This is a genomic window from Bacillus sp. FJAT-28004, assembly GCF_001280845.1.
In the GTDB taxonomy this organism is placed as follows: domain Bacteria; phylum Bacillota; class Bacilli; order Paenibacillales; family Paenibacillaceae; genus Pristimantibacillus.
Window position 1 is genome coordinate 377,750 of the sequence record NZ_LGHP01000002.1, and the last position, 12,743, is coordinate 390,492.

General features: G+C 41.8%; 10 protein-coding genes. 9 read left to right on the plus strand and 1 reads right to left on the minus strand.

All coding sequences use genetic code 11. The features are described from left to right. Nucleotides 1-235 precede the first annotated feature (235 nt). From AC787_RS23850 to AC787_RS23865, 4 genes are all read left to right on the plus strand, one after another. Nucleotides 236-916 carry a response regulator transcription factor gene (locus tag AC787_RS23850; RefSeq protein WP_054028168.1) on the plus strand — a complete coding sequence of 227 codons (681 nt, stop codon included), beginning with the start codon at nucleotides 236-238 and terminating at the stop codon, nucleotides 914-916. Further along, nucleotides 913-2,670 (plus strand): sensor histidine kinase, encoded by a 1,758-nt coding sequence (locus tag AC787_RS23855; RefSeq protein ID WP_054027470.1) that lies wholly within the window; start codon nucleotides 913-915, stop codon nucleotides 2,668-2,670. The genes AC787_RS23850 and AC787_RS23855 overlap by 4 nt, the downstream gene beginning before the upstream one ends. Next, nucleotides 2,663-3,151 (plus strand): hypothetical protein, encoded by a 489-nt coding sequence (locus tag AC787_RS23860; protein ID WP_054027471.1) that lies wholly within the window; start codon nucleotides 2,663-2,665, stop codon nucleotides 3,149-3,151. The genes AC787_RS23855 and AC787_RS23860 overlap by 8 nt, the downstream gene beginning before the upstream one ends. An 842-nt stretch (nucleotides 3,152-3,993) precedes the next feature. Then, nucleotides 3,994-5,256, plus strand: coding sequence for an alpha-L-fucosidase (locus tag AC787_RS23865; RefSeq protein WP_054027472.1), 1,263 nt, complete (start codon nucleotides 3,994-3,996; stop codon nucleotides 5,254-5,256). 133 nt (nucleotides 5,257-5,389) lie between these two features. On the opposite strand, the gene AC787_RS23870 is transcribed toward AC787_RS23865, so the two are convergent. Further along, nucleotides 5,390-6,412 (minus strand): LacI family DNA-binding transcriptional regulator, encoded by a 1,023-nt coding sequence (locus AC787_RS23870; protein WP_054027473.1) that lies wholly within the window; start codon nucleotides 6,410-6,412, stop codon nucleotides 5,390-5,392. 332 nt (nucleotides 6,413-6,744) lie between these two features. Here AC787_RS23870 and AC787_RS23875 point away from each other — a divergent pair, with 332 nt between their 5' ends. The 5 genes from AC787_RS23875 to AC787_RS23895 are packed head-to-tail and all read left to right on the plus strand — an operon-like array spanning nucleotide 6,745 to nucleotide 12,743. Next, complete coding sequence (locus AC787_RS23875) at nucleotides 6,745-8,079, plus strand: DUF4832 domain-containing protein (RefSeq protein ID WP_054027474.1); 1,335 nt, start codon at nucleotides 6,745-6,747, stop codon at nucleotides 8,077-8,079. A gap of 7 nt (nucleotides 8,080-8,086) precedes the next feature. Next, on the plus strand, nucleotides 8,087-9,379 hold the full coding sequence (locus AC787_RS23880) for an acyltransferase domain-containing protein (RefSeq protein ID WP_054027475.1): 1,293 nt from the start codon (nucleotides 8,087-8,089) through the stop codon (nucleotides 9,377-9,379). Between the two features lie 13 nt (nucleotides 9,380-9,392). Next, nucleotides 9,393-10,478: a DUF4832 domain-containing protein gene (locus tag AC787_RS23885; protein ID WP_054027476.1), complete on the plus strand. Its 1,086-nt coding sequence runs from the start codon at nucleotides 9,393-9,395 to the stop codon at nucleotides 10,476-10,478. Nucleotides 10,479-10,525: 47 nt separating this feature from the next. Further along, nucleotides 10,526-11,809 (plus strand): Gfo/Idh/MocA family protein, encoded by a 1,284-nt coding sequence (locus tag AC787_RS23890; RefSeq protein ID WP_054027477.1) that lies wholly within the window; start codon nucleotides 10,526-10,528, stop codon nucleotides 11,807-11,809. A 7-nt stretch (nucleotides 11,810-11,816) separates the two neighbouring features. Next, the gene (locus AC787_RS23895) at nucleotides 11,817-12,743 is read left to right on the plus strand and encodes an ABC transporter permease (RefSeq protein ID WP_054027478.1); all 927 of its coding nucleotides are present in this window, start codon (nucleotides 11,817-11,819) and stop codon (nucleotides 12,741-12,743) included.

Below are 12,743 nucleotides of genomic sequence, written 5' to 3' on the forward strand. Positions count from 1 at the left end.
CGTCGCAACGAAAGTATCTCACTATGCTATAATCGACGCAATGAAAATAACGAGGATAGTTTAACGAATAGAGCATTTGCTGCTAACGGGAAGCTGCTGGCCAATAAATGAGTCGGAGAAGTACATAAAGTTGATTCATTCATTTGAAATACACACAACGTACACAGGTGACCTTTAAAGTAGGTTATGGGAGTAATAAAACATAGAAATGCAGGCGGAAGCGGAGTGCGGTGGAATGAAACGAACGATATTGCTGGTTGAAGACGATACGCTTATGCGAGAGGTGATAACGGACTATTTCAAGAAGGAACAATGGGACGTGTTTGAAGCGGAAAACGGGAAGGTCGCGCTCGACATTTTTGAACAGAATTCCATTGATTTGGTCGTCCTCGACATTATGATGCCGGAAATGGATGGATGGTCGGTATGCAAGCGTATCCGAGAAAAATCGGATGTCCCGATTATGATTATGACTGCCAGAGCAGAGGATGACGACCAGTTGATGGGGTTCGAGCTTGGCGCCGATGAGTACGTAACGAAGCCCCTGAGCCCAAGGGTATTGGTAGCCCGCGCTACTGCTTTGATGAAGAGAACGGAAGGGACGATGGGACGCGAGGGAGATACGCTTGTCTATGGTGATTTAATGGTGAACAGGTCGGCATATACCGTCTTTGTAGCGGGTACTAAGATCAATTTGTCACCTAAGGAGTACGATTTGCTCCTTTTTCTCATCAAACATTACGGCAAGGTGCTGCCGCGCGAGTATATTTTGGACTCTGTCTGGGGGTACGATTATTTGGGGGATTTGCGAACGGTGGACACCCACATTAAAAAGCTAAGAGCTAAGCTCGGAGACGAAGGACGATCGATAGCGACAGTTATTCGTTCTGGCTATAAGTTCGAGATGGAACGATGAAAAGAAGAGGTGTAGCCCTTAAACTATTCGTTGTCACTTCCGTGTTGATCCTGCTTGTGTTCACCATATTGCTGCTTGCACAAGGATTGTTTTTCGAGCGGTTTTACCGTATGTCTAAAATTAATGTTTTAGAGAAGAGCATGAATGAATTCGCTCACCAATACAAAGAGGCGCAATCGAGTGAACGACAGGTGTCACGACTGCTAGGCGCATTCATGAATGAGCATGATACGAGTACCGACATCCTGAATAGCCGATTTGAGCGAACAAGCACACATCCTTATTATTTGGAACTGGAAGCTGGCAGCAAGACGATAACGATTCAGATTTCCAAAGAAGGCATGACTGTGGATCAAATCCCGCAAAAGATTCAAATAGGCGAGACGCTGGTGGTCGATGGGATCTTCATGGATGAGGAGGATACGATTATGCATCCTGTTGTTATCCAGCAGACCGATATCGTTCTCAAAGAGGGCTTGGTACGCGTGCGAGGAAAAGTAACGGATCTCATGCTGCCGGAGCGGCGGTCATATAATCCGCTTTATCAGGATGCTCTTGTCGATGATGTGCTTCTAGATTGGAATTCGCAAATGGAACAATGGCAGTCAAGGCTGCGGAGCGGTTCGGTCGTGCAGCTGGATTGGCAGGATAAATGGAGTGGTGTCCCCTATACGGTTCTCATACGTCTGCTCTCAGAGGGCAACGAAGAGAATAGCTATTTATTCGTTATGACCTCTATGCAGCCTGTAGGGGAAGCTGTCGGGATTCTTAAGCAATATGTCATTTATTTGGCGCCGCTTATGGTTCTGCTTGCGATTGTTTTGTCTTTGATTTATTCCAGAATTGTCTCCCGTCCCTTAGTGCTGCTTAGCCGCTCTGCAGCGCGTCTTGCCAAGCTGGACTTTACGGAGCAGCCAGCAATCGATTCGAAGGATGAATTCGGGGAGCTGTCGAGAAGCATGGTTGCGTTGTCGCGGAATTTGGACGCCTCCATGAAGGAGCTTACCCATGCGAATGCGATGCTGCAGGAGGATGTGGAGGAGAAACGGCGGTCCGAGCAGCTCCGCAAAGAGCTGATCGCGAACATTTCCCATGAATTGAAGACGCCGCTCGGGATTGTGAAGGGCTTTGCGGAAGGGCTGCAGGACGGCGTGGCGAGCGACAAAAGCGAACGTTATCTGGCTCTCATCGTCAATGAAACGGATCGGATGAATGCATTAATTATGGATATGCTGGAGCTGTCCAAATTCGAAGCGAAGGCCATTCAGCTGCAGCCGAGAAGCTTAGCTCTGGCAAGCCTGATTCAAAGGGTGAGTGATTCATTCACTCAGCAATTGGAGATGAAACAGCTTCAATTGCAGTTAAACGCGGATAAAGAGGAAGAGCTGCTCGTACGGGCTGATTCCAGACGCCTCGAGCAGGTCATTCTGAATTTCATGAGCAACGCCATTCGGCATGCTGTTGTGAACAGTGCCATCACGATCGGCATCCAGCGAACGGCTCCAGGAAAAATAACAACCGTCATCGAAAACATTGGACCGCCGATTCCCGAAGAGGATATCAGCCTTGTCTGGGATCACTTTTACCGAGCGGAGCGTTCACGGGATCGTAAATCCGGTGGAACGGGACTTGGACTCGCCATCACCAAGCATATTTTGGAGCTTCATGGAAGCGAGTATGGCGTAGAGAACACAAAGCAAGGCGTAGCATTTTCTTTTACATTAGATGAAAGCGGAGGAACAACCCATGACTAGAACAAAATATATGTATTTGATATCAGCTTTGATCGTACTGCTGCTGGCCAGCGCATGCGGCAATCAGTCCAACAACGAATTAGACGCTACGGCGACACCTATAACGAAGCCAGAGAACGAAGCAACAGGCGATCAAGCAGCGGATACGGACTCTGACAAGAAAATATTAATTATCATTGACCAGACGGAAAAGCCAATTGAGGGCAACAGCTTCGATTTTGTCGTGAAGCAGCTTCCGGAAGGATTTGCTCTTGCCGAAATGCAGTGGGTGTCCAAGGAAAACCAAATCATCAATTCGGTTCAACTAGCCATTGAACATGGAGCAAGCGGTGGAGACGGCTTCTATATTAGCGGCGACGGACAATTTACCGGATTCTTCTATCCGGATGCGATGAAAGGCGAGAAAGGGCAGGTTGTATTCGTGTTCAAGAATGAGCAAGGCAAGGAATTAACGTGGAAAAAGGAAATCACTTTGAAATAAACATCAATGTTCATGTCAAAAGCAGCCGATTGCGGCTGCTTTTTTCATGTAGATGCGCTTCATAGCCGTTTAATCTGAATTTGAAGATGAAATAGGGAAATATCGACAGGACAAAAGGCATGTTGGCATTTCCCGTAAATTAGCAGATGCCCTATGAGTTAATAAGTAACATCGTTAGTTATAGAGTAGTTAGTCATTTAGAAAAAACTAAAAACAAGCTTTTTTCGTTGTTATATACGGTTGCTTCATTATGCCTTTTCCATTGCTGCCCAAATTTTGGCCATCGTATTAATCCCTGCTGTTAGATCTTCGTCCGTGAGGTGCGAAAAACCAAAACTTATACCGATCTTGTCAAGAGTTGAACGGTCTCGCACCCACTCAACGCCCGCGCTTTGGCAAGCTTTTTCGTAAGCTGCATATTGTTCCTGAGTTTGAATCCGATCTGCATCATTTTCTTTTTCATTTTAAATTGAACAACCGGAAAGTAATGAAACTGCTAAAAATAGCAATGTGAAAATGGCCAGATATTTTTCATGGTGAGAACTCCTTTTTTCACTTTCAAAGTAAGGAAACCACAAGCCGAAGAAGGCATCTCCTTTAATGATTATTTGTTGAAAGTGCACTTGGAAAAGGCTGCGGAGTTTCTAGTTTATTCCGATAAAAAAAATATATGAAATGGCTCCTCTAGAGGTAGAGTATCGGGAGTTGGATTAGTTTTATAAAAATTCAAGGAATATACTGGTGTTAGCTCGAATGAATATCACAAGAAAGCGAAAATGAGTTAGTAGGTTATTTCCTAGTGCGAATAAAAATACTCCATTAATGAAGAAGAGGTGCTTAAAATGACAGCAGATTCTAATATTAAACCAACCCCGAAACAGCTCGAGTATCAATCCTGGGAATTCGGATTATTTGTGCATTTTGGTCTAAGAACGTTTTATGAAGGATACGTAGATTTTGATCCAAGAGGCATGTCCCCTGATTTGTTTAACCCGCAGCAATTGGATTGTGAGCAATGGATACGTACGGCGAAGGAAGCCGGAATGAATTATGCTGTACTTACGGCTAAGCATCATGATGGGTTTTCTAATTGGCCGTCGCAGTATAGCTCGTTCTCTACCAAACAATCCCCTTGGAAGGATGGTAAGGGTGATGTTGTCCGGGAGTTTGTAGAGGCTTGTCGAAAGTATGATGTAAAGCCTGGTTTATACTATTCTCCTTTTGATGGATCTGCGGATTTCTATAATCAGGATGCAAAGGCTTATGATGATTATTTCGTAAATCAAATTACAGAGCTGCTTGGTCAATACGGAGAGATTGATATTCTGTGGTTTGACGGCTGTGGCTCGGAGGATCATGAATATGATTGGAAACGGATCATCGGAGAAATTCGCCGCCTTCAACCGAATATCTTAATTTTTAATATGGGAGACCCTGATTTCCGGTGGGTGGGGAATGAGGATGGCATTGCGCCGATTCCTTGCTGGAATGTTGTGGATTCGCTTGAGTTCTCGATCATGACCGAGGAGAAGGAATCATTGCCTGATAAGCTATGGTTGCCTGCGGAATGTGATGTGCAGATGCGAGCGAATTGGTTTTATAGCGATAGCGATGAGCATACGGTCAAAAGTCTGGATCAACTCATGGGCTTATACTATTATTCTGTAGGGCGCGGTACGAATTTGCTGCTGAATATCGGTCCGGACAGACAAGGCTTACTGCCTTCAAAAGACGTAAGCCGCCTGGCTGCAATGGGCGCAGAAATACGAAGCAGATTTGACAACCCCATCGCGACCTTGGAGCAATGTATACAGAACCAGAATGAATGGGTTTATGAGCCTGCTCATTCACATATGCTTGATCATATTGTTATTCAAGAGGATTTATCTTCGGGAGAACATATTCTGAATTTTCAAATCAATATCATGACAGAAAAATCGCATCGAACCATAACCGTATATGAGGGACAGAACATCGGTCATAAAGCTATTGTACGATTTCCGCCGGTTAAAGTTCGAAGCGTCTCTCTTACGGTGACAAAGGCGAAAGGCGAGCCTTCTATTAAGGAGTTATCATTTTACTATGTTGGGGAAATTGGAAATTAGCTTTCTTCCATATTCCTTTCCCGGAATATCAATGGCGGTAATAAAGCAGCTCTTCCTCAACAGAGGAGGGGCTGCTTTTGCTCTATTAGTCTAACTTTTCGTTTTTCATGGCGCGTGATTAGGTGTGTTTTGTTTAAGTTGAACTACGTATGACTAAATGTGTAGGTAAAATAACCTTCTTCGGCAGCAGGGTATTTCCATTTAATCGCTCTAATAAAAGGTCGACGGCGACCATGCCAATTTCCTCGGTTGGCACATCAATTGTAGATAGAGGAGGATTGGAGTACTTGGATACTTCAATATTGGAAAGGCCAATAACAGCCACTTCATCAGGAACAGAGACACTATTGTTATATAAGCTGTTAAGGGCTGCCATAGCCATTAAATCACTGGCAGCAAAAAAAGCAGTAGGTAGATTATTTGTTTTGCATAAATGATTGATTTTATCTATACAAACAACTTCATCCCATAAACAATCTATAATCCAATCGGGATTTACAGACATTCCGGCAGCATGCATGGTGGAATAGTACCCTTGATAGCGCCGACTTTCTTTTAAGTTGCTCTTTAATCCGCTTCCGCCTATATATCCAATATTCGTATGGCCTTTTTCAATAAGATGGCTTACTGCCAGAGAAGCAACATTGTAATGATCATAGCCTACATTATCGATATCCAAGCGTTCGGTATCGATGCCAACAATATGCGGAACCTGCTTGCGAACATACTCGTATGTTTCGCTATTTAAAGACTCCATTAGGATAAGGCCTGTAATAGATTCACTAAATGTATTAAACAAGATCTTCTTATCATCTAACTCTGGTCCAGTTCGAATAAAGGAAATATTGTACCCTGCGTGAAGCAATCGCTCTTCTACACCGGACAATATAGACATGAAATAAGGATCGTTATACTTATTTTTTGTAACACTTAATACACACCCTATTTTGATGTGTGCTTTGTTTGTGGAAGTTTCCTTCGTTGCTATTTGACGCTTGGGGCTTACATTGATTTTATAGTTAAGCTGTGTAACAGCCTGCCAGACTCTATCACGAGTTTCATCTGTAATTTTATATTTCGTATCATTATTTAAAACTCTAGATACGGTGGCCGTGGACACATTTGCTAATTTAGCAACATCCCTAATCGTACTCATAAAAATGCATAGTCTCCTTTATTGCTAATGATCGCAATGTTATGTTGTGAATCGTCATTAGCTCTTTTTATGTTTTGTTGCGTAAAAATTACGTTCGTGCAGGCTTCTCCCTATGTATACCTTTAAACTATATAGTAACATACAGACGATGGACTTTGTCATCCTAAATTTCGTTTTATCTCGGTGTAAATTTCTCTTGCAGGTTTGGTTGGAAATGTTATAATTGCACCATAAGATTACTAAACAAACATTACACATAACGTAACATACAACGTAACAAAAATGCAAATGCTGTTTACTTAAGAATATACATGTTTGGGAGATGATGAGACATGAATAAAACAGTAACGGTGTACCCTGCAATAATCGATAGCTTAATTAGCAATCCTGGTATTGGTTTTATTTCAGCTCCTGGATTAATGGGCGACATCGGTGATGTGTACGACAACAGAGGGGAAAAGAAAGAGAAATATAAGTTTACGGAAGACAGCAGCACTTACAATCACCCAGATAGCAAAGTCTATTTCTGCAGTGTTCGCTGGAGAGATATAGAAGTCGCGAAAGGTGTATACAGGTGGGAAGTGCTGGAGGGAAAGCTGAACTATGCAAAATCCATTGGTTGTACCGCAGTGGTACGTTGTTCGCCATACGCTTTAAATGAAGAAGATGATATACCGGATTGGTTCCGAGCGGAAAATCCGGAGGAGCCTGAATTTCCTTTTTGGAGAGTAGATCCTCAGACAACACGATATGTTGACTATTGGTCTGACTTTATAAAAGCTTTTGCTGTAAAGTTTGACGGGCATCCCGTTATAAGCTCTATCGATTTGACGATTGTAGGAGCATGGGGGGAAGGCGGAGGAACGGAGTTTTTAAAGCAGGAGGCCATTCAGACGATTACAGATGCTTATTTAGATGGATTTAAAATAACACCTCTCCAAGCACTTTTGCATGACCCTATTTCTATGAAGATTATAACGGATCGAAAGGCTAAAGTGGGCTTTCGTGTAGATTGCTTAGGAGATATGGGCGGATTTCATGGAGAAGAATGGTCACATATGACCGATTTCTACCCTCAGAATATACAGAACTTTAAAATGGAAAATGCCTGGGAGAAAGCTCCGATTTTATTTGAAGCATGCTGGCATATGAATGACTGGTATCTTCAGGGCTGGGATATTGATTACATCATTCAAGAAACGCTCAAATGGCATATTTCCTCCTTCAATAACAAAGGTACGATCGTACCGGAGCCTTGGAAAGAAAATGTGAAGCAGTGGCTAAAGAAGATGGGGTACCGCTTTGAATTAAGAAAGTTCACTTATGACGCTGAAGTGAAGGCGGGCGAGAATCTAGACATCACTGCTTTGTGGGCTAATGTAGGAGTCGCTCCTATCTATAATCACTATCCGCTTGTATTGAAGCTAACAGGCAATGATCAGACTTTTACGCTTTATAGCAGAGAAGATATAAGAGAATGGCTGCCGGATGAAGATATTGCTTGGGAGGAGAGCTTCTCTATACCGAGCGATGTTCCAGAAGGAGAATACATTTTAGAAATTGGCATAGAAACCGGTGTGAAAGAGATCGGAAATATAAAGCTTGCGATCGAAGGGAATAAGGAAGGTTATTACCAAATGGGCAAACTAGTAATAGAAAGGGGATAAGTAACGAATGGGGATTCGGATAGATTTTAATGAATCTGCTGCGTACTGCAATTTTGATTATTTACCTGAAGGCTTAGAAGAAAAATATAAACGTTATGAACAAGGTAATAAGACCATACTCATTCCACGCTCGTTTTTATCTGATATTTTTGAGCAATACCAACTCCCTCAGCATACGAAGCAATTACTGACTTACGGGATTGAAGCTATTGAAAATGATCCAGTATTATTGCATTTCACAACATTTTTAGTGGAAGATATGTGCTCTGCGCGTAATCGTTGTGATGAAGACTTTTATACGAATATAACTCCGGGATGTTTGAAGCAATATGGAGATTTGTATTCCTTTCTTTTGCTGCTTGCTTGCGTTATCCCTTCTATGGAAATTTTGGAAAATCGCGGTATCCCTAGCGAGTATTACGAGAAGATACCTCATCAGCCCCTTAAGGCTCAATTAGAAAAATTAGTTGTACATGGCGATTCTAAAGTTCATGACTTTCCGTGGGATATGAATTTTTATACTTGTTCCATATTTCGATTAGATAGATTTCTGTTTATACCCTATCGATTTGAAGATCCTTTTACCATATATCGTCATGTACACACGCAAGAAGTTATTGCACTTCGGCATGCGGGAGAAGAGTTTCGAAGCGATGGTCAAAGAAATGGAATCAATGATGTTTTTGATCACCTAGGACAGTTCACTTCGAAATGGGACGAAAATGCTGATTGCATCATAGCTAATCGAATTAATCCAATGGGATTTGTTGAAAGAGAAACGACTTCTATTGTAAAGAAGGAATGGGAACCGGTTCTTCAGACAGGGGATACCCTTTTAGCGCTTCATATTCCATCTGGGTCCGGTTATACACCCGACAGGCTAAAAAATTCAATGACATTGGCAATCAAATTATACGCCCAATATTATCCTGAGCTATCCCTAAAAGGCTTCTGGAGCGCAAGCTGGCTTTATGATACTAGACTATCTCTTATATTAGACAATGATAAAAGCAATATCGTGCAAGTCCAAAGACAGTTTTATAATTATCCAACATTTGAAGGGGACGGCATGCTGCGTTACGAAGCCTTTGGAGACCGGGAGGCAGATCCTGTCCAGAGCCCTGACCAATTAACAACTTCGTTGCAAAAAGCAGCTGCGGAGTATATGAAGACTGGAGCCCGATTTAATACATTAAGCATGATTGTTTTGAAGGAAGAAATCGAAAAGATTGGAAGTATGCCTTATATATCAGCTGCAGATATAGAAAAATTTCTTAAGACAGTAGACAGCCATTTATAAGGGAGGTAATTGGATGGGTAAATATTCGCTTGAAAACTACGAGAAGTATAAAGCAATAAAAGTTCGGCCTTATCCATTACCGAGGAATGAAAAAAATTCAGGAAATGGACAGTTTCAATATGTTTCATTTTCATGGAGAGATCTGGAGCCAACGAGAGGAGAGTATAGACTCGAGCAGGTGAATGAAGCACTTAACACAGCAAGTAATCCTATACTTGTACTAAAGCCAGACTTACCTTTATGGGTAAAAGGCCATGCTAATGATTGTTTTGCGGCCCTTATAAGAAAAGTGGGGAGTTATATAGATTCAGACAGTCGCCTTCTGGGCGTTTTTATATCGACAATGGCTGATGGCAAGGAAGAATGGAATGCCTATATGGATTCGTTTGAAGTCCTGACTCTTCTTGCTGATCTGCACAATTTTAGACTGATTCAGTATTTAAGAGAACATGGCCGAGGGTTTGGGTTACTGGTAAAGTGCAGCGAAGATAATTGGATAGCATGCTGCGAAGCATTTGCCAAACAGAAGCTGCAACAGGTATGGAAGAGTTACCCGGTTGTCCTTCTTAATACCGATAACGTATGTGGTCCTAATATTAGACGTGAGGCACACCGATGGCATGTAAGCCTTTCCAATTTGAAAATAGAGCTTGGATATAACCTTGCTCTACGTAGGCTGACTTATCCAGAGACCGTTTCAAGTCATGGCAGCTTGCCGCTTCGATTCTGGTTTGTTAACACAGGGATCTCTAGGATTTACCGTGAATTTAGTCTATGGGTGAAATTGGAGCAAGGGGATGTATCCTATGAACTCTCCATGCATGCTGCAACACAAACATGGTTAACGGGAGACCTTGTCCATAACGAAATTATACAATTGCCGGAAATGCAGCCGGGGAATTACACATTAAGCATAGCATTATTTTATAAAGACCGATCCTATATCCATCTAAATATACAAAACAACGAACAGGATGGGTACTATGAGGCGGGGATTGTAAAAGTCGAAATAACAAGTGAAGATCCACTTTTGAATATATGGGATATGTACTATCCGGAAGGATATTATCCACTGGAAGACCCTAAAGTACCGGAGTAGAAATAGAGAGTGTCTTGGATAAAAATCATACGTTGGAGGTAGTTGATTTGAAATTAGCATTAATCGGAGCAGGGCAAAGAGGTATGATTTACTCAGAGTACGCGAGCAAACGTGCAGAAATTGTTGCGGTAGTTGAACCGAATGAAGCCAGAAGAAAGGCTGCGGCAGATGAGTTTGGAATCCCTATGGAGAAACAATTTGAATCTGCAGATGAATTTTATAGTTTAGGAAAGATTTGCGATGCCCTTATTATTTCTTCTATGGACAGAGACCATTATTCGCAGACTATGGAGGCGCTTGACCTTGGTTATGACATTCTTTTGGAAAAACCAATTTCACCGAGCCCTGAGGAATGTTTAAGAATACAACAAAAAGCGAATGAAAAAGGTCGTAAAGTTATCGTTTGTCATGTACTCCGATATACAAATTTCTTTGCGGAAATAAAGAAAATCATTGATAGCCATGAGCTGGGAAAGGTAATAACCATTCAGCATAATGAGAACGTTGGAAATTATCATATGGCTCATTCCTTTGTAAGGGGCAATTGGAGAAGAAGCGACCTAGCAAGCCCGATCATTATGCAGAAGTCCTGCCATGACATGGATATTCTATCCTGGCTAGTAGACAGTGATGCGAAGCGGATTTCTTCTTACGGTGACCTAACTTATTTTAAAGAAGAGAATGCACCAGCTAATAGTTCTGATCGATGCTTAGACTGTAAAGTCGCTGCAGATTGCCGATTCGATGCAAGAAAAGCATATCTCCCAATAAGAGGCCAATGGCCGGCAACAACTATTTCGGTGGATCAGACAGAAGATGGATTGTTGAAGGCTTTAGAAACAAGCGCGTACGGACGCTGTGTTTATCGATCTGATAATAATGTTTGTGATCATCAGGCGACCATTATTGAGTTTAAAAATGGTGTCACGGTAACTTTTAATTTAAGCGGATTTACCAATAAAATGTATCGAACGATTAAAATTATGTGCGAGCATGGAGAAATTAGAGGTGATGATAGCTTAAATAGCATTGAAGTAACGCGTTTCACATCTAATATGTCTGAACAATATGAGCACACCGTGATCCGGCCAGCTGCCATGAATGGCGGACATAATGGCGGGGATACAGGACTGATGATCGATTTCTTGGACAATTTAGAAAATGAGGACAGCAACAGCAGATCTTCCATTGATAGATCAGTAGAAAGTCACATTATGGCCTATGCAGCGGAGAGAGCAAGGGTTACAGGTATGGTGATTGATATCGATCTTTTAAAGCAAGAGCTGCAAGAAACATTACGGGATAGCCGCTCGATAACGATGCAAAGGTAGTGATGTAATGAGTTTAAAGGTGAAAGGATTTCTATATGAAATAAAGAAAAACAGAATATTGTATCTCATGTGCGTGCCTGCTCTTATTGTGCTAATCATGTTCAGTTATATCCCTTTTGCAGGGATATGGATGGCATTTACCGATTTTAATGTCGTTGACGGAATATTTGGCAGTAAATTTGTGGGTCTGGATAATTTCACCTACTTTTTTTCTAAAAACAGCATGGGGTGGAAGGTTACTTATAACACCTTATACATTAACTTTTTCAGCCTTATATTAGGCATTATTGTTCCAGTCAGTATTGCCGTTTTCTTAAACGAGATACGCAATAAAGCATTCAGAAGAGTAGCTCAAAGCATGATGTTTTTTCCATATTTCATATCGTGGGTTGTAGTTGGAGCTATACTCTACGGGATATTCTCAACGGATGTAGGTGTTGCTAATAATATCTTGGAGTTCTTTGGGGCAGATCCGATCAGATGGTATTCAGAACCAAAGTATTGGAAATGGATTATTATTCTTTCGAGTGTCTGGAAGTGGAGCGGGTATAGTTCTATTCTTTATATGGCTGCAATGGCTAACTTTGATGGAAGCTTGTATGAAGCAGCTAAAGTAGATGGCGCTAATAAACTGCAGCGTATTGTTTCCTTAACGATTCCTATGTTAAAACCGACAATCATTGTCTTAACATTACTGAGTGTTGGACGGATCTTTTATGGTGACTTTGGAATGATTTATGGCATTGTCGGTAATAACCCGGTATTAATTGACGAGGTGACGGTAATCGATACCTATGTTTACCAGTCTATGCGTACATTGGGCTTTTCTTATTCGACTGCAATCGGATTATTTCAGTCACTCATGGGATTAATTCTAATTACTGCAGCAAATAAATCGGCTAAGAAAATAAACGATGGAGAGGGTCTATTTTAA

Coding starts and splice junctions, on each gene's coding strand:
- AC787_RS23850 (WP_054028168.1), top strand. CDS start 236: ATGAAACGAACGATATTGCTGGTTGAAGACGATACGCTTATGCGAGAG.
- AC787_RS23855 (WP_054027470.1), top strand. CDS start 913: ATGAAAAGAAGAGGTGTAGCCCTTAAACTATTCGTTGTCACTTCCGTG.
- AC787_RS23860 (WP_054027471.1), top strand. CDS start 2,663: ATGACTAGAACAAAATATATGTATTTGATATCAGCTTTGATCGTACTG.
- AC787_RS23865 (WP_054027472.1), top strand. CDS start 3,994: ATGACAGCAGATTCTAATATTAAACCAACCCCGAAACAGCTCGAGTAT.
- AC787_RS23870 (WP_054027473.1), bottom strand. CDS start 6,412: ATGAGTACGATTAGGGATGTTGCTAAATTAGCAAATGTGTCCACGGCC.
- AC787_RS23875 (WP_054027474.1), top strand. CDS start 6,745: ATGAATAAAACAGTAACGGTGTACCCTGCAATAATCGATAGCTTAATT.
- AC787_RS23880 (WP_054027475.1), top strand. CDS start 8,087: ATGGGGATTCGGATAGATTTTAATGAATCTGCTGCGTACTGCAATTTT.
- AC787_RS23885 (WP_054027476.1), top strand. CDS start 9,393: ATGGGTAAATATTCGCTTGAAAACTACGAGAAGTATAAAGCAATAAAA.
- AC787_RS23895 (WP_054027478.1), top strand. CDS start 11,817: ATGAGTTTAAAGGTGAAAGGATTTCTATATGAAATAAAGAAAAACAGA.